The organism is Segatella copri, from assembly GCF_019249655.2.
Taxonomy (GTDB): domain Bacteria; phylum Bacteroidota; class Bacteroidia; order Bacteroidales; family Bacteroidaceae; genus Prevotella.
Genome location: NZ_CP137557.1, coordinates 2,064,978 through 2,082,747 on the forward strand (window position 1 = coordinate 2,064,978; position 17,770 = coordinate 2,082,747).

The 17,770-nt window shown below is 49.5% G+C and carries 16 protein-coding genes; 1 reads left to right on the top strand and 15 read right to left on the bottom strand.

What is annotated here, in order from left to right:
- Nucleotides 1-16: 16 nt before the first annotated feature.
- The 10 genes from KUA49_RS08130 to KUA49_RS08175 all read right to left on the bottom strand — a co-directional run bounded on the left by KUA49_RS08130 (nt 17) and on the right by KUA49_RS08175 (nt 10,379).
- Entirely contained in the window at nt 17-1,228 is a 1,212-nt protein-coding gene (locus tag KUA49_RS08130; protein ID WP_218412284.1) for a glycosyl transferase family 2, read from the bottom strand.
- A gap of 61 nt (nt 1,229-1,289) precedes the next feature.
- Entirely contained in the window at nt 1,290-2,447 is a 1,158-nt protein-coding gene (gene lysA, locus KUA49_RS08135) for a diaminopimelate decarboxylase (protein WP_218412283.1), read from the bottom strand.
- A 141-nt stretch (nt 2,448-2,588) separates the two neighbouring features.
- Nucleotides 2,589-3,908: an aspartate kinase gene (locus tag KUA49_RS08140; RefSeq protein ID WP_203049436.1), complete on the bottom strand. Its 1,320-nt coding sequence runs from the start codon at nt 3,906-3,908 to the stop codon at nt 2,589-2,591.
- Nucleotides 3,909-3,951: 43 nt separating this feature from the next.
- Nucleotides 3,952-4,668, bottom strand: a complete 717-nt coding sequence (locus KUA49_RS08145; protein ID WP_217762981.1) for a cell division ATP-binding protein FtsE — start codon at nt 4,666-4,668, stop codon at nt 3,952-3,954.
- 154 nt (nt 4,669-4,822) lie between these two features.
- A complete protein-coding gene (gene hisIE / locus KUA49_RS08150) occupies nt 4,823-5,470 on the bottom strand; it encodes a bifunctional phosphoribosyl-AMP cyclohydrolase/phosphoribosyl-ATP diphosphatase HisIE (protein ID WP_203040657.1) in 648 nt (215 codons plus the stop codon).
- A 183-nt stretch (nt 5,471-5,653) separates the two neighbouring features.
- Nucleotides 5,654-6,436: an imidazole glycerol phosphate synthase subunit HisF gene (gene hisF / locus KUA49_RS08155; RefSeq protein ID WP_217762982.1), complete on the bottom strand. Its 783-nt coding sequence runs from the start codon at nt 6,434-6,436 to the stop codon at nt 5,654-5,656.
- Between the two features lie 140 nt (nt 6,437-6,576).
- Complete coding sequence (hisA, locus tag KUA49_RS08160; protein ID WP_203040659.1) at nt 6,577-7,293, bottom strand: 1-(5-phosphoribosyl)-5-[(5-phosphoribosylamino)methylideneamino]imidazole-4-carboxamide isomerase; 717 nt, start codon at nt 7,291-7,293, stop codon at nt 6,577-6,579.
- Between the two features lie 70 nt (nt 7,294-7,363).
- On the bottom strand, nt 7,364-7,996 hold the full coding sequence (hisH, locus tag KUA49_RS08165; RefSeq protein WP_218412282.1) for an imidazole glycerol phosphate synthase subunit HisH: 633 nt from the start codon (nt 7,994-7,996) through the stop codon (nt 7,364-7,366).
- Between the two features lie 300 nt (nt 7,997-8,296).
- The gene (locus tag KUA49_RS08170) at nt 8,297-8,830 is read right to left on the bottom strand and encodes an FHA domain-containing protein (protein ID WP_177919379.1); all 534 of its coding nucleotides are present in this window, start codon (nt 8,828-8,830) and stop codon (nt 8,297-8,299) included.
- Nucleotides 8,831-9,179: 349 nt separating this feature from the next.
- Nucleotides 9,180-10,379 (bottom strand): SPOR domain-containing protein, encoded by a 1,200-nt coding sequence (locus KUA49_RS08175; protein ID WP_318331685.1) that lies wholly within the window; start codon nt 10,377-10,379, stop codon nt 9,180-9,182.
- Nucleotides 10,380-10,580: 201 nt separating this feature from the next.
- On the opposite strand from KUA49_RS08175, the gene KUA49_RS08180 reads away from it, so the two are divergent.
- On the top strand, nt 10,581-11,384 hold the full coding sequence (locus KUA49_RS08180; RefSeq protein WP_218412281.1) for a DUF4738 domain-containing protein: 804 nt from the start codon (nt 10,581-10,583) through the stop codon (nt 11,382-11,384).
- 111 nt (nt 11,385-11,495) lie between these two features.
- On the opposite strand, the gene KUA49_RS08185 is transcribed toward KUA49_RS08180, so the two are convergent.
- The 5 genes from KUA49_RS08185 to KUA49_RS08205 form a co-directional block, all read right to left on the bottom strand.
- Nucleotides 11,496-12,644, bottom strand: a complete 1,149-nt coding sequence (locus KUA49_RS08185; RefSeq protein WP_203040663.1) for a sodium ion-translocating decarboxylase subunit beta — start codon at nt 12,642-12,644, stop codon at nt 11,496-11,498.
- Between the two features lie 7 nt (nt 12,645-12,651).
- On the bottom strand, nt 12,652-13,155 hold the full coding sequence (locus tag KUA49_RS08190; protein ID WP_218412280.1) for a biotin/lipoyl-containing protein: 504 nt from the start codon (nt 13,153-13,155) through the stop codon (nt 12,652-12,654).
- Between the two features lie 8 nt (nt 13,156-13,163).
- The gene (locus KUA49_RS08195; RefSeq protein WP_218412279.1) at nt 13,164-14,186 is read right to left on the bottom strand and encodes an OadG family protein; all 1,023 of its coding nucleotides are present in this window, start codon (nt 14,184-14,186) and stop codon (nt 13,164-13,166) included.
- 156 nt (nt 14,187-14,342) lie between these two features.
- Complete coding sequence (locus KUA49_RS08200; protein WP_203040666.1) at nt 14,343-16,037, bottom strand: putative transporter; 1,695 nt, start codon at nt 16,035-16,037, stop codon at nt 14,343-14,345.
- A 150-nt stretch (nt 16,038-16,187) separates the two neighbouring features.
- Nucleotides 16,188-17,435, bottom strand: a complete 1,248-nt coding sequence (locus KUA49_RS08205) for a phosphoglycerate kinase (RefSeq protein ID WP_218412278.1) — start codon at nt 17,433-17,435, stop codon at nt 16,188-16,190.
- Nucleotides 17,436-17,770 lie beyond the last annotated feature (335 nt).

Here is a 17,770-nt window from a genome sequence, read left to right on the forward strand (position 1 = left end):
TCTCTTTAATAATGTTTTATAACTTATGACTTGTAAAGTCATTCTTGTCTGCTCGCCAGTATCTCATCTTGTTGGCGAGATTGCGCCAGATGATGCCATACTCCAGGAATGGCAACTTGAAGATGGCAATGTCGTCGTCAAAGTGCTTGATGGCCTTGTTGGCGATGATCATGCGGAGGATGAAGAGCAGCAGCAGGGCGAAACCTGCGATGCCAGTCAGAATCCAATTCTGCATGAAGATGGCGTATGCCAATACGGCAATCGATGCCAGCAGACTGAGATGAGGCATCAGATGGTCGAAGAACATCAGGGTGCGCATGCTGGCAGCACGCTCCAGACTCTTCAGGGATGCCTGGTGATAGAGGTGGGCATTGTGCCAAGCCTTGTTGGTTGGCTCATCACGGGTGAGCCAGGCATCGCAATCCAATTCTACGGCTGTATCGCCGAATGCGGCATACTTGTTTACCAGGAAGTCGTATTCGCCACGCACATACTCCAGGTTGCCCTGGTAGCCCTGTTCGCGCATGAAGTCGCTCTTGCGGAACGCCACGTTGGGCATGTGACTGCGATAGCCATAACTGTGCTGGGCACGGCGAAGCAGATAGAATGCCTTGCGGATGCTGTCGAAGCGGCGAACGCTCTTGGTCTCGTTGTCCAGACTTACGTATCCCAGAACCAGATGGTTAGGGTCCTGGCAGTTGCGTGCCATGGTGGTCAGCCACTTGTCGTTCTCCGGCTTGCAGGTAGGCTCGGTGAGGATAATCCACTCATACTTAGCCGCCTTTACGCCCAGCGTAATCTGCAGCTTCTTGCGGCTCATGTAGCGGGAACTCTCAGGGATATACGTATAGTATAGGTGAGGGTTCTCGGCAGCCATGCGCTTCAGATAGTCCTGCGTCTCGCCATCCGTGCTCTGGCAAACCACGATTACCTGGTAATCGGCGGCATGCTTCTGGTTCAGGAACATCGGAAGGTTACGCTCCAGTTCCGGAAGGTTGTCGTGGGCAGTAATCAATACGGAAACGGGAACATTCGCACCGCTTTCTACTTCGGATGATTTTGATTCATTGCTTGAACCATCTTCTGTAACTCCCTTAGAATCAACATCTGCTTCCTCTATCTCCGGAAAGCGCAACGAGCGCAGAAATGGATTTATCAGCGATCCGAGGATTGCCAATAAAACCACCACTGCGCCTGCTATGATAGTAGTTAAACTAATTGTCATCATTTCTTTTTTTCTCGTAATCAAGAAATATCTTTTAACTGTAAACTCTTAACTCTTAGCTGAATTAAAAGTCTTCTGTGATATAGCCCTTTGGCAACTGGCGGCAGTTGTACTGGCTCGCCATGATTTCACCATACGCTCCGGCTGAACGGAGGGCGATGAGGTCGCCACGATGGGTCTTGTTCAAATCAATCGCCTTGGCGAATACATCGCTCGACTCGCAGATAGGACCTACCACATCGTATGTCTCAACAGGTTCGTCGCTAGAGATGTTCTCTATCTTATGATATGCCTGATAGAGGGCAGGGCGAATCAGATCGGTCATACCCGCATCAACGATGGCAAACTGCTTGGCTGTGCCCTGCTTGATATAGAGGGTCTTGGTGATGAGCGAACCCATCTGACCTACCACGGCACGACCCAGCTCGAAGTGGAGCTTCTGGCCATCGCGCAGCTTCAGTTTCTTGGCGTATGTATCGAAGTAATCCTTGAAGTCTGGGATAGGCACACGGTTTGGATGGTTGTAATCGATACCCAATCCACCGCCTACATTAATGTTCTTTACTACGATGTGATGAGCCTCCAGCTGGTTCTGCAGCTCGTTGATGCGGTTGCAGAGAGCCTCGAAGTCACCCATGTCAAGTATCTGACTGCCAATGTGGAAATGGAGACCCAGGAACTTGATGTTCTTCATTTTTGCAGCCTCCTCGATGACGCTCTCCATGTCGCGCATGGCGATACCAAACTTGTTTTCTGCCAAGCCCGTAGTGATGTTGGCATGTGTATGCGCACCTACATCCGGGTTGATGCGGAAGCACACCTGGGCTATCTTGTTCTTCTTCTCGGCAAGTTCGTTGATGATTTCCAGCTCAGGGATGCTTTCTACGTTGAAGCAGAAAATATCCTTGTCCAATCCAAGATTGATTTCCCAATCACTCTTGCCTACGCCTGCATATACAATCTTGTTGGCAGGGAAACCTGCGTTGATGGCTGCCTGAATCTCTCCTCCGCTCACACAGTCGGCACCCAGACCAGCCTGGCAGATGATGTTGAGCACCTTAGGGTTGGCGTTTGCCTTCACGGCATAGTGAACCTCAAAGCCCTCGTGCTTGTCTGCCTCCTGGTTGATGGCCTTCAAGGTCTGGCGCAACACGTTGGTGTCGTAGTAGTAGAACGGAGTCTGTATCTCCTGAAACTTATCTATCGGAAATGTTCCTTTCATTTCGCTTATTCTTAAATTAATATCTTATTATAGTTAAATCAGAAAATCCAACTTATGGTTAAGTCAGAAAATCCAACGAAGAGTGGACAGGAAGCATTACATTAGAATTCTTCACTCTTCACTCTTCGTTCTTCACTTACATTACTTCTCGAACAATACGTTGCTCAAGTTCTGCAATGCCTGCTTCTTATCCTTCTCCTTGATGAGGAATGAGATGTTGTAGTTGGAACCACCGTAAGAAATCATGCGCACTGGGATGTTCTTCATAGCATCGGTAGCGATAGTCTCGAAGCCTACGTTGCTCCAATCCAGGTCACCTACCACGCAGATGATACACATGTCTGAATCTACGGTCACTGTACCATACTTCTTCAGCTCGTTCACGATGTCGTTGAGGTGAGCGTCGTTATCGATACTCATGCTCACACCTACCTCAGATGTTGCAATCATGTCGATTGGAGTCTGGTAGCTCTCGAAAATCTCGAATACCTTGCGCAGGAAACCTGTGGCGAGCAACATGCGGCTACTCTTGATCTTGATGGCTGTGATGTTGTCCTTGGCAGCCACTGCCTTGATCTTGCCACGTACGATAACATTGTCGATGATGGTACCGTCTGCCTTAGGATCCATGGTGTTCTTCAGGCGAACTGGGATGCCGGCATACTTGGCTGGCTGAACACAGGTAGGGTGGAGAATCTTGGCACCGAAGTAAGCCAACTCGGCAGCCTCCTCGAAGTTCAGTTGGCGAACTGCCTCAGTGTGCTCTACGACACGAGGGTCGTTGTTGTGCATACCGTCGATGTCGGTCCAGATCTGAATCTCGTCAGCTGGCAGGGCTGCACCGATAAGAGATGCGGTGTAGTCGCTACCACCACGCTGCAGGTTGTCGATCTCGCCGTAAGCGTTGCGGCAGATGAAGCCCTGGGTGATATAAATCTGGTAGCCCTCGTTCTGCTCCATGATGGCAGCCAACTTCTCCTTGATATACTGTGGGTCTGGCTCTGCGTTCTTATCTGTGCGCATGAAGTCTAAAGCGTTGAGCAATACAGCCTTTACGCCCTGTTCCTTCAAGTAGTTTACAACCATGTTGGTGCTCATCATCTCGCCCTGAGCCACGATGCTCTTCTCCTCGAAAGAAGTGAAGAGGTCTTTGGTGAAAGAGCGGAGATAGTTGAACTCGCCCTGCAAGAACTCGCGTGTGGTCTGCTTCATCTCCTCGGTAGAGTAGAGCTCTTCCACGTGCTGCATGTATTTCTTCTCCAAGTTGTTGATTACCTCGTTGGCGCCCTCTGGGTTCTTCTTGTAAAGATAGTCAGAGATTTCAACGAGAGAGTTTGTTGTACCGCTCATCGCAGACAATACGATGAAAGTTGGTTCACCTGATTCTGTAACCAAAGAGGCTACTCCCTTCATGCGCTCTGGTGAGCCTACAGAAGTACCTCCGAATTTCATTACCTTCATAGTCGTAATATTATTTAAATGTTTGATTTTTATTGTTCTTTAATTAATTCTCCTCGCCATCTTCCGTAAGGTCGATGCGGTTGTACTCGTTGGTCACGTCGTGGAGCACGCCGTCCTTGCAGCGATATACGATGCCCGGGAACTTGTCGAGCATTGGGATGTTATGGGTTGTCATCACAACAGCTGTGCCTTGCTTGGTGATATCCTTCAGGAGGCTCACGATATTGCTGGCAGTTTCGGGGTCGAGATTTCCCGTTGGCTCATCGGCGATGATGATTTTCGGGTTGTTGAGCAGGGCACGGGCGATGGCCACACGCTGCTGTTCTCCGCCGGAGAGCTCGTGAGGCATCTTGTCGATTTTCTCAATCATGCCCACCTCGTTGAGCACCTCTTCGATGCGTTTGTCTCTATCCTTCTTGTTTTTCCATCCGGTGGCCTTGAGCACGAACTCGAAGTTCTTGCGCACGGTGCGGTCGTGGAGCAACTGGAAGTCCTGGAAGATGATGCCCATTTCCTTTCGCAGGGCTGGAATGTCCTTGCGGCGGATGGTCTTCAGGTCTCTGCCCAGGATTTCTGCCTTGTCGGTCTCGCCCTCCACGAGGTCGAGCTCGCAGTAGAGGGTTTTCAGGAGTGAGCTCTTTCCTGAGCCCACCTTACCGATGAGATAGGCGAACTCGCCTTCGTCTACATGGAAGTTGACGCTCTTGAGTACGCATTTCTCAGCCTGGTATATGCTGACGTTTTGATAATCTATTAACATCCTAATTTTTTCTCCTTTATTTAATGTACTTAAAAGCTTTTGCCCTTTCAGGGCGTATTGCCAATATCTTTATTATACCCAGGGCGTTGCCCTGGGCTAGGGGCTTCTGCCCTTTCAGGGCGTGCAGCTGCAAGATAGCCTTGAGCTAGGTATATTATTTCATTTCACCCTTGCTCTTTGCTACGCGGCGCTTCTTATCCCATTCCGGGTCGTGTCGCATTTGCAGCTCCTTTACTACATCCTCGATTCGCAGACCCTTGCTGGTGAGCAGCACGATGAGGTGGTAGAGCAGGTCGGAACTCTCGTAGATGAGTTTGTCGTCGGTGCCGTTGGTGGCTTCAATGACGGTCTCAATGGCTTCTTCTCCAACCTTTTGCGCCATTTTGTTCACGCCTTTCTTAAACAGGCTGGTGGTGTAGCTGCCCTCAGGCATCTCCTCGTGGCGCTTGTTGATGAAGTCCTGCAGTTCCGAGAGGAAGAGGATTGGGTTCAGGGTGTTCTCCTCTGCCCAGCAGGTGTCGGTGCCCTTGTGGCAGGTAGGACCGTCTGGATGAACCTTTACCAGGAAGGTGTCGTTGTCGCAGTCAATCTGGATGCTGACTAGGTTGAGGAAGTTGCCCGATGTCTCGCCCTTGGTCCAAAGACAGTTGCGGGAACGGCTCCAGAAGGTAACCTTCTTGGTTTCGATGGTCTTATCGTATGCTTCCCTGTTCATGAAGCCCAGCATCAGGACGTTCTTGGTTACGGCATCCTGGATGATGGCTGGAACAAGTCCGCCCATTTTTTCAAAATCTATTTCCATTTTATCTTTACAATTTTATCTGTTTGTCCTTTGTTTTGTCCTTATCCCCATATTCTTGGGGAAAACGTCTCGCTAAGGCTAGAAATATTTTCCCTTAAGGCTAAATAAATTTATCCTTAAGACTAAATATATTTATCCTTAAGGCAAATATAATCAGGGTATCCTGCCTTGATTTCCCTGCCTTTACAGTCTGACGTTGATACCTTCGCTGCGGAGGTATTTTTTCAGGTCAGGTATGGCGATTTCTCCGAAGTGGAAGACGCTGGCAGCAAGGGCTGCATCTGCCTTTCCCAGGGTGAAGGCATCACGGAAATGCTCCATCTTGCCGGCACCACCCGAAGCGATGATCGGAATACTTACTTCTTCGGCAAGACGGGCGAGGGCTTCGTTGGCGAATCCCTGTTTTACACCGTCGTGATCCATACTGGTGAAGAGAATCTCACCCGCACCGCGGTCGGCCACTTCCTTAGCCCAGTCGAACAAGCCCAGTTCTACTCTCTCTCTTCCGCCTTTTACGTAGCAATGCCAGCCGTCTGGGTCGAGGCGGGCATCAATGGCGCATACACAGACCTGCGAACCGTAATGGTTGGCAATCTCGTTGATGAGTTCGGGATGTCGGATGGCAGCACTGTTGATGCTTACCTTGTCGGCTCCTGCATTGAGGAGTCGTTCCACGTCCTTCAGCTCGTTGATGCCGCCGCCCACGGTGAATGGGATATTGATTTCGGCAGCCACGCGAGTTACCATGTCTGTAAAGGTCTTGCGCTCTTCGAAGCTGGCGGTGATGTCGAGGAACACGAGTTCGTCGGCACCTGCATCGCTATAGGCCTTTCCCAGTTCCACCGGGTCGCCTGCACTTCTCAGGTTCACGAAGTTCGTTCCCTTCACGGTTTCTCCGTTCTTCACGTCGAGACAAGGAACGATTCGCTTTGCCAAGCCTTTGCTTTTACTTTGAACTTTGACCATTGTATTTAAATTCTTATCGATTGAAGCTTTTGCCCTTACAGGGCGATTGCCTATATCTTTGTTATACCCAGGGTGCTGCCCTGGGCTAGGAGCTTCTGCCCTTTCAGGGCGTGTCGAGAATAGCTCCGAGCTATTGACTGTTAACTTTTAACTAGCTTGTCAGCGTCGATTTTCCCCTCGTAGAATGCCTTGCCGAAGACTACGGCTGGGATGCCGGCGGCTTGCAGGGCCTCGATGTCCTCGTTGCAGCTTACGCCGCCCGAGGCGATGAGGTGGAGCTGAGGATAGGCTGCCATTACCTCTTTATACAGGTCGATGGCAGGACCTTGCAGGGTGCCGTCTTTGCTGATTTCCGTGCAGAGCACGTAGCGCACACCCTTGTCGATGTATTTCTTGAGGAACGGAAGGAGGTCTTCTGATGAATCCTCTTTCCAGCCGTTGATAGAAATCTTGCCGTTTCTTACGTCGGCTCCCAGAATGAGCTTGTCGGCACCATACTTATCCATCCACTCCATGAAGAGGTCGGGATTGGTGACGGCGATGCTGCCCACGGTTACCATACTGGCACCAGCGGCGAAAGCCTTCTCTATGTCTTCCTCGGTCTTGATGCCGCCTCCGAAATCTACCACGAGATTCGTCTCCGTGGTGATGGATTTCAACACCGCATCGTTTACGATATGCTTCGACTTGGCTCCATCCAGATCCACTACGTGGAGTCGCTTAAATCCCAGCTGCTCAAAGTGTTTTGCCACTTCTGCCGGGTTGTCGTTATAGACCTTCTTCTGGTCGTAATCGCCTTTGGTCAGGCGCACGCACTGACCGTTAATCAAGTCGATGGCAGGAATTAATTCTATCATATTTCTTTTATTGCGTTTAATCCTATTCTATATCATCGGGAAATCTGCCTGGCTTTGCAGAATGTCTCTACTATATTTCAAGGAAGTTCTTTAAAATCTGTTCTCCCACCTTGCCACTCTTTTCCGGGTGGAACTGGCAGGTATAGAAGTTGTCCTTGTGGAGCGATGCGCTGTAGGGGAGGATATAATCAGCCTTGGCGATGGTCTCCTCGCAGAGCGGCACGTAGTAGCTATGGACGAAATAGGAGTAGGGATGTTGCAGGGCTTCTGCCATGTTTGCATCTTCTGCATCGATTCTGTTCCCGAATCCTCTGTAAAGCTCCGTCTTCAAATCATAGATTTCGTTCCATCCCATTGCCGGCACTTTGTCTTCGTGCTTCTGTGGCTGGAATCGCTTGACATCCACATCGAAGATGCCGATGCAGTCTACATCTCCCTCTTCCGAATGTCGGCACAGGAGTTGCTGTCCCACGCAGATGCCCAGGACGGGCTGCTTGAGATTCTTGATTACCTGGTCCAACTGGTGATCCTTGAGGTACTCCATGGCTTCCCTTGCCTGACCTTGTCCTGGAAACAGCACACGGTCTGCCTTCTGGAGCATTTCGGCATCATCGGTGAGCACAGGCTCGATGCCCAGACGCTTCATGGCGTTGACCACGGAATAGATATTCCCGGCATTGTATTTTACGATTGCTACATCCATAACCTAACGTATTTCTTCTGTTTTTTTTGTACGTTTTGGGAGTTGCCTCCCACGTCATTCTTATTTTCCGTTGCAAAGGTACACATTTTCTTTCAATTTAAAGAAAATATTATCAAAAAGATTACGATATTAGTGGAATTTCTTGCAGAAAGTAAGAGAAAACGGTATAATTATACGTGTTTATCAGCAAAAAAGGGTTAGAGTAAGATTTTTCCTACTCTAACCCTTCGATTTATTTCAATCTTTGAAATGTCTTGCAAGATGGCTTGAATGCCCTCCGGAAGCCCCCGAAACGGTTGCTTATTCCTCCTCGCTGTCGGCGGTGCGGAGGATGATGCTGGTAGCTCCGATGGTGAAGAGTGTGCCGTCTTCGATGACGCGGCGCTCTCGGTCGCCCAGAATTTCGTTATCCACGAAGGTTCCGGTGTAGCTTGGTCCGTCGCGGAGCACATACTTCAGTCGGCCTTTCTTGTCACGGCTCACGTTGATGACGCAGTGGTTCATGTCCACGCTTGGGTCAACGGTCTCGATAGGGCAGTTGATGCCGCTGTTCTTCATGTATCTGCCAATCACGTTGTCGCCCATCTGCAAAGGAATCACCTGCTTGTAGGCAAACACGTTCTCGATAACCACGATGGAACCCACGCCATGCTCATTGGCCTGTTCGTCGATTTTTTCCTCCTTACGGGTTTCGCGAAGCTTGGAAACACCCATTCGGATGCCAAATTGCTTGTTGCAGTTAGGACAAACGAAGACGAGGCTCTGTCCTGCCTCATACTTGGTCTCGTCGAACGTGATGAAATTATCGCATTTCGGGCAACGTACTCTTTTCATATCTTATTCTTGTTTCTTTTCTTTAACTTCTTTATTCTATATATAATAATGTATTCAACTTTTGCAAGTACCCTCCGGTCCCCGAAGGGGGCCAACTTTCAATAACCGCTGGTGGAATGACCGAAGGTCATGGAACATGCGGACAACCAACGGGAGGGAAAAAGCGTCCCCAAAGGGGGCGAACCACATCCGGTTTTGCTCCTGTTCGCCCCCTTCGGGGACGATAAAAGTGTATATCGACTTATCCGCAGGTTCCATTCCCTTCGGTCATTCCACCCGCGGTTATTCACATTCGCCCCCTTCGGGGACGGCTGGATGTCACTTGTGAAATTTCTTTTAACTCTAAAAACTATTCCTTAACCTTTGTAATCCAACCATCAGCGAAAGCCTCGTTGTCTCTCAGGTTCTTCAGGGCAGCGTGAGCCTCGCTTTCAGAGTTGTATGTGCCGTAAATCACCTTGACGTTGTTTTCGGTGATGAGCACACGGGCTTGCTTGAATCCCTTGCCTTGCAGGCGCTCGGCATAGTTGGCTGCGTTGTGCTTGGTGACACGGCTAGCCAGAACAATGCTGTAGTAAGTGGAAGGGAGGGATAGCTCGGCGTCCTGGTTGGCATTTTGCGCTGTATTTCCCGCATTCTGCGCAGCATTTCCTGCTATCTGTGAAGAGCTTCCTGCAGATTGCGCAGCGTTTTCTGTATTCTGCGCAGCATTCTCAGATGTCTCCATCAGTTTGGTTCCATCTCCATTGATTACCAGTTCCTTGGCTTTCTTCATCTGGTCGATTTCCTTCGGCATGATGCGGTTCAGCATGCCAGTGTCAATCTGGCTCTTCTGCATGGTAGGAGCACCCAATGGGGTAGAGATGGTGAAGAAGGCGATGATGGCGATGCAGGCAGCTGCCAGATTTCTGAGCCAGCTTTTTCTGATGCTGATGAATTCTGCGCTGGTCTCCTCTTCCTCATCGTCGTTGATGAACACGGAGTTGTTGACTGCTGCCTCTTTCTCTTTCTGCATTGGCTTGACAGGCATCTCTACAAGGTTTGCATTTGGTTTGCTTTCTGTTGTAGGAGCTGCCGTCTTGCTTGTTGCAGCCTTGTTGGCATTCGCCTCTTCGCCAGCAGTGAGCTGCGCCACAGGCATCATGTCAAATCCGCCCAATCCATAGAAATCAGGGGTGAGGATTCCTGCCTCGTGTGGCTCAAACTCGATGTTTCCATCCTCATTGAGCGAAAGGATTCCCACGTTGTCCACCTCATACTTTCCCTCGTTTTCAAGGGTCTGGCGAATCTCAGCCACCTCATCTTCAATGCGTCGCAAAGCTTCTGGGTAGCTCATGTCGTAGGTCTCCACATACGAAAGTACAAGCAACGAGTCGTTCATTGTGAGCTGCGGATTGAAGCCCACGGTGCGAAGCGGTGGCAGGAACATGTTGTCGGTGCCATCGTATCTTGCATCTACATGATGAGCCATGAAGCCGCCGAAGCCTGGCACAATCACGCAGTCGTTGCTCAAGAGCAGAATCTCAATATGTCTGTTTATTTCTATCACTTCTTACCTTTCGTTTTATCTGTTATTCTTGTTCGTGAAACCTGAATTCTACATTTCAGGTACATTTCACCTTGCAAAGGTACGGCTTTTTTAGGAAATAGACAACTATTTTTTGTGAAATTTTCAGCTGAAATGATAAAAAGTTTAATTTATTTTGCTATTCCACTAAAAAGTAGTACCTTTGCGACTAAATTTAGGTATATGAAACAATCGAACAACATATTGTTAGGTGCTTGCCTCATGGCGGCTATGGTGGGTTGCGGACAGAAGCAGTCTGCCCAGAAAGCCGACCAGCAGGAGGACGTCGCTGCCAAGAAGATGCTTCAGGGTGTCTGGATTGACAGCGACGACGAGGATGATGTTGCCTTTCGCGTGAAGGGCGATACCATCTATTATCCCGATTCTACCAGCCGCCCGGTTTATTTCTGCATCATTGGCGATACGCTGGTGATGAAGGGTGCGAATACTGCGAAATATCCGATTGTGAAGCAGGCGGCACACATCTTTCAGTTCAAGGTAGCCAATGGGGATGTGGTGAAGCTCGTCAAGACTTCCGACCCGATGTATCTGGAGCAATTCCAGCATGCACAGCCTGTGACGCTGAATCAGAATAAGCTGGTGAAGCGTGATACGGTGGTGAATGCGGGCGAGGAGAAGCTGCACCTCTATGTGCAGGTGAATCCTACCACATACAAGGTGTTTAAGAGCAGTTACAACGACGATGGCGTAGAGGTGGACAATGTTTACCACGACAATATCGTGAACGTGAACATCTATCATGGTTCGCGCAAGATTTTCGGCCGCGATTTCCGCAAGGAAGATTTCAAGGAGCAGGTGCCTCATGAGTTCTTGAAGCAGTCGATATTGAGCGATATCGTGTTCAAGAAGGTGGATGCTGATGGTGTTCATTTCAAAGTGGTGCTGGCGATGCCTGATAGCAGCATGAGCTATCAGGTGGAGGTTATCATCTCGCTTGAGGGTAAAATGACGATTAAGAGGGGCTAGCTTTTGTTTTTAAAACCTAGTTCTTCTAGAAAAAAGAAGATATGAAAAAAGGGAACTTGCTCAAATGCAAGTTCCCTTTTTTCATGTTGTTTATTGAAGAATTCTAATTGATTAATTGAAGAATCCCAGCAGGGCACCTGCTGCTACGGCGGAACCGATGACGCCTGCTACATTCGGACCCATGGCATGCATGAGAAGGAAATTGTGGCGGTCGTACTCCAAACCCAGGTTGTTGCTGATGCGGGCACTCATTGGCACGGCACTCACGCCGGCGTTTCCGATGAGTGGGTTCAGCTTCTTGCCTTTTGGCAGGAAGAGGTTCATCAGTTTCACGAAGAGGATACCGCTGGCTGAAGCGATGATGAATGCCAGAGCACCGAGGGCGAAGATCTTGATGGTGTTCAGGGTGAGGAACTCCGATGCCTGGGTAGAGCAGCCCACGGTGAGTCCGAGCAGCATCACCACGATATCATTCAGGCTGCTGCCTGCCGTCTTGGCAAGTCGGGTAGTCTTTCCGCTTTCCTTCAGAAGATTTCCGAAGAAGAGCATGCCGAGCAATGGCAGACCGGATGGCACGATGAAGGTGGTGAGCAGCAGACCGATGATAGGGAAGAGAATCTTCTCGGTCTGAGATACCTGGCGGGCTGGCTTCATCTTGATGACGCGCTCTTTCTTGGTAGTGAGCAGGCGCATCAATGGTGGCTGGATCACTGGTACCAATGCCATGTAGGAGTAGGCGCAAACGGCGATGGCACCCATCAGGTTAGGACTCAGCTTGCTGCTCAGGAAGATGGCGGTAGGTCCGTCGGCACCACCGATGATGGCGATACCAGCAGCCTGGTTCGGTTCGAAGCCCAGCGCCAGGGCTATCATGTAGGCACCGAAGATGCCAAACTGGGCGGCGGCTCCAATCAGAATCAGTTTTGGGTTGGAAATCAATGCCGAGAAATCGGTCATCGCTCCGATGCCCAGGAATACGAGTGGGGGATACCAGCCCTGTTTTACGCCCTGATAGAAGATGTTCAACACCGAGTTATCTTCGTACAGGCCGATTTCGAGTCCGGCATCGGCACGGAAGGGGATGTTGCCCAGGATGATGCCCAATCCGATGGGCACCAGGAGGAGCGGTTCGAAATCCTTCTTGATGGCAAGCCAGATGCAGACGACTCCTATTACTATCATGGCGAGGTTTCCTGCCGTGGCATTTGCAAAGCCCGTATAGGTCAGGAACTCATTGAAGTTTTGTATGATGAAATCCATAAGCTATCTATTTAATGGTTACTAACGTATCTCCTTCCATCACGGCATCGCCTTTATTCACGTTGATGCTGGTGATGGTTCCGGAAGTCTCAGCCTCGATGTTGTTCTGCATCTTCATGGCTTCGAGGATGACGACGGTATCGCCTGCGTTCACCTTGTCGCCCACCTTTACCTTGATTTCGTTGATGGTACCAGGCAGAGGGGCTACCACTGGCTTGCCTGAGGCTGTCTTTCCTGCGTCTCCTGCATTTATTGTTTGCCCGCTGCTTGCTGCGGATTGCAAATCCGCAGATGCCTTCGCGCTCTGAGAGGCTGAAGAACTGTTGAATTCTTCACTCTTCACTCTTCGTTCTTCACTTAATTTCACTTTCTGCTTGCCAGCCTTCACTGGCTGCTTCATCTCTACTTCGAATGGGATGCCATTCACGGTTACGTTGGCGATGTTGCCTTCTATATCCTGGATTTCGACTTCATAATCGACTCCTTTCACTGTATATTGATACTTAGCCATAGTTTCTGTTATTTAGAGTTGTTGGTATTATTGAATTTTGGGGCATTCCATCTGGTCTGTTTAGGCTTGATGGTGATGATGCCGGATTCCACATCATGCACATCCTCCAGGTATTCCTTGAGGGCGAGTGAAATCACAGCCATGTAAATCTCCTTGTCAATACCCTTGGTTTTCAGACCATCTTTCAGAATCACGTTGGTCTTATGACTCAGGTCTTGCGTTACCTCGATGGTCTTCTTACCCGTCTTATATAATAAGGAGGCGTGCTTCTCGGTGGCACGGGCGATGCGCTGCTTGTGCTTCATGTAGGCTCCGAATGCCCAGAATACCAAGAAAAGGAGGGTGAGACACGAGAACACGATGCCCATCGAAAGCACGGAGATTCCGATGCCGTAGGGATCCTGTTTCTTCAGAAGCTGTGCCTTGCTCAAGCCCACATTCTGTGGCAGATAGCCCGGGGTGATGAATCCGGCAATGGCTTTATCCCATGTCTTGAAATCACTGCTCAGTGCATAGCTTTCGTCGGGTTCCAATACAGGCACACTCACGGAGTCTATCAGGTCTACGGCGTTTCCATCATAAAGTGCTATCCAATTGGGCTTCTTTTCCTGCAGAATAAGATTGAGATGAAAAGGTCCGGTGTTGGAAGAATCCTTTGCCTTCCAATCCTGCCCGTTCCAACCGTCCTTGTACCAGCTACTGCTGTCGAAGATTACGATGCTCTTCTTGCCGCCCAGCATGGTTCGGGGTTCATTGTTCGGCAACGGATACATCATTTGCCGACGTACTTCGGGCGACAGGTTCTTGTTGAGAACTCGTCTGTCGGTGGTTAGGAACATACCACGCACGTTGTACGTGGTAAAGGAGGAATTGCTCAATTCCACCCATGGCTTGTGCTGACCGTACTCGTCAATGAGACTCGTGCGGTTGTCGGTCATCACTTCCGTGATACGGATGCTCCTGGCACCTTGTCCCCAAGTGGGCAAGGATGCGATGACCAGCATGGTTATCAGAAATCCTAATTTATTCATACGCATCTAACGTTTTTAGGGTTGTTTGTTTATTGTGCTCAAAGGTACGAATAAATTCTGAAAAGAAAACAAAAAAGGTGCACAAATTTTTATCTTTGTGCACCTCTTTTATAATTTATAACTATTTCCAGTTGTCTTGTTAACATTTATAAGCGTTTATGCTCCGCAGAAGAACAGCACCACAATCTGGGCTGTAAAGATACGGAGGAACATACTCAATGGATATACAGTAGAGTAACCTACGGCTGGAGCCTCCTTAGAGCATGATGCGTTGGCATAAGCCAGGGCAGGAGGGTCGGTATAAGTACCGGCAAGCATACCCATGATGGTGAAGTAGTTGAACTTGAACTTCAGTCGTGCGATGGTACCCACGATGAGGATAGGAATGATGGTGATGAGGAAACCGCATCCCACATATTTCAATCCGTCGCCCTGAACCACTGTGTCCCAGAATCCGGCACCCGCCTTGATTCCCACACTCGCCAGGAAGAGTACCAGTCCTATCTCTCGCAGCATCATATTGGCGGAGGTAGTGGTGTAGGTAACCAGCTTCATGCGATAACCGAAACGGCCGATGAGGATGGCGATGATGAGCGGACCACCGGCGATACCCAGTTTCAGAGGCACTGGCATGCCTGGGATAGCGAATGGGAGGGAACCGAAGATGATACCCACCATGATACCGATGAAGATGGTAGCAATGTTAGGCGCATCGAGGCGCTTCACAGAGTTACCCATAATCTCAGCTACACGGTTTACGTTCTCCTCAGGACCTACTACCATCACGCGGTCGCCCACGTGGAAGTGGTGGTTACGGCTTGCGAAGAGATCCATGCCCTGACGGGAAATGCGGGTTACGTTCACGCCATACACACTGGAGAAGTGCATCTTACCCAAAGTCTTACCGTTCATCTCTGGACGGGTAACGATGATTCGTCTTGATACGAAGTGCTGTACCTCATCCTTCTCGCGGTCCCACTCTGCCTCGATTTCCGGACCGATGAAAGCCTTGATGGCCTCGGCATCAGCCTCTGCGCAAACCACGAGCAGCTCGTCGCCTACCTCGAAGGTGGTCTTGCTGTTAGGAATGCTCACCTCTCCGTCGTGGAGCAGTCTTGAGCAGACGATGTCGCGGTTCAGAAACTCAGAAACCTCTCTCAAGGTTCTGCCTGCAATGTAGGCATTCTCCACACGCAAGTGCATGTTGTGAGGTTTGGCATGAGGGTTGGCAGCTTCCTCCTCGTTGAGCTGGGCTTCTTCCTCTGTCAAGTCAACACGGGTGATGTACTTGATGAGGATGGTAGCACCGATGATACCAACCACACCCAGAGGATAAGCACAGGCGTAACCGTTGGCGATGCTAGGAGCACCGTTAGGGAAGACGCTGAGCAACGCCTCGTTGGCAGCACCAAGACCCGGGGTGTTGGTAACCGCACCATACAGTGTACCCACCATCATAGGCAGGTTATGTGGGTTGCTGGTGTCGAAGAAGAGATAATAGCATCCGAACATCACGAGGATGTTGAGCAGGATGGCTGTGGCAGAAAGCATGTTCAATGTCACGCCACCTTTCTTGAAACTCTCGAAGAAGCCAGGACCCACCTGCATACCAATCATGAAGACAAAGAGGATCAATCCGAAGTCTTGCACGAAGGTGAGGATTTCCTTAGGACCTGTAAAGCCCACGTGTCCGGCTAAGATACCTGCGAAGAGCACGAAGGTAACACCCAGCGAGATGCCACCAATCTTGATTTTTCCCAGGTAAACACCAATCGCAATGACTATTGCGTAGAGCAGGGCGATGTGCGCCACCGACTCTGTGTTGGTGAAAAGATTAATAATCCAATCCATTAAATTGCGTTAAATGGTTTTTAATATGAATAATTTTGAATAAAGGGAGTATCGTTAGATTGTTAGGGGTGGGGTATCTTATATACTGAAAAATTCGAGGACATCCACTATGGGATGCCCCCGAACCGCTTTATATAGATTACCTATTGATTACTTCTCAATAGCTGCTACGCCTGGCAATACCTTGCCCTCGATAGCCTCGAGGAGAGCACCACCACCTGTAGAGATATAAGATACCTGGTCTGCCAAGCCGAACTTGTTGATGCAAGCTACAGAGTCACCACCACCGATGAGTGAGAATGCACCCTCCTTAGTTGCCTCAGCGATTGCGTCAGCGATAGCCTTAGAACCACCGGCGAAGTTGTCAAACTCGAATACACCTGCAGGACCGTTCCAGAGGATAGTCTTAGCGCCCTTGATAGCTGCAGCGAATGCCTTGCGAGTCTCAGGACCTGCGTCCATACCCTCCCAACCCTCAGGGATGTCGTTAGATGGGCAAACCTGGGTGTTGCAGTCGTTCTTGAAGTCGTCACCGCAGATAGAGTCTGTGCCGAGTACGAGGTTTACACCGTTCTCCTTAGCCTTCTTGATTACGTCAAGAGCTACGTCGAGCTTGTCATCCTCGCAGATAGACATACCGATCTTGCCACCGAGAGCCTTAGAGAATGTATAAGTCATACCACCGCAGAGAATCAGGTTGTCAACCTTAGTCAACAGGTTCTCGATGATACCGATCTTGGTAGAAACCTTAGAACCACCCATGATAGCTGTGAATGGGCGCTTGATGTTGCCGAGAACTGCGTCAACAGCCTTCACCTCTTTCTCCATCAGGAAGCCGAGCATCTTGTGATCCTTGTCGAATGAATCTGCGATAACAGCTGTAGAAGCGTGCTTGCGGTGAGCTGTACCGAATGCGTCCATTACATATACATCAGCATAAGAAGCCAACTTAGCAGCGAACTTCTTCTGGCGCTCCTTCATCTCAGCCTTAGCAGCGTCGAACTCAGGTGTACCCTTCTCTACGCCAACTGGCTTGCCTTCCTCTTCTGGATAGAAACGAAGGTTCTCGAGCAGGAGAGCCTCACCTGGCTTCAAGGCAGCAGCCTCAGCATCAGCGTTACCGCAATCCTTGGCAAACTTAACCTCTACACCGAGAGCGTCAGAAACGTTCTTTACAATCTGAGAGAGAGAAAGCTCTGGCTTAACCTTGCCCTTTGGCTTACCCATGTGGCTCATCATGATGAGCGCACCGCCGTCAGCGAGTACCTTCTTCAAAGTAGGGAGGGCACCACGGATACGAGTGTCGTCTGTTACATTACCATTTTCATCCAATGGCACGTTGAAATCAACGCGTACGATTGCCTTGTGACCGGCAAAGTTAAAATTTTCAATCTTCATTTTTCCTAAATTTTATATTAGTTATTATTATTGATTTAATTAACGATTGAAACTGAACTCAGTTGATGGGGCTTTCCATTCCGCCGTCTGTGGAGCTAATCGGGCTCGGCAGGCTGAAGCGAATCTGGTAGCAGGGCATCCTTCGTTCAATCCGACGCAAAAGTAACAAAAATAATTGGTATCACCAAATCTTTGCATCATGTTTTAATGATTTTTTGTCATAGTACACATCTTTTGTAACGTGTAGATAGCAAAATACCGCCTATTTCACGACTTCTTTCCTGTTTTTGAAACAAAGTTTTTGTGTTTAGAGGGAAAAGTTTTTGTGATTAGAG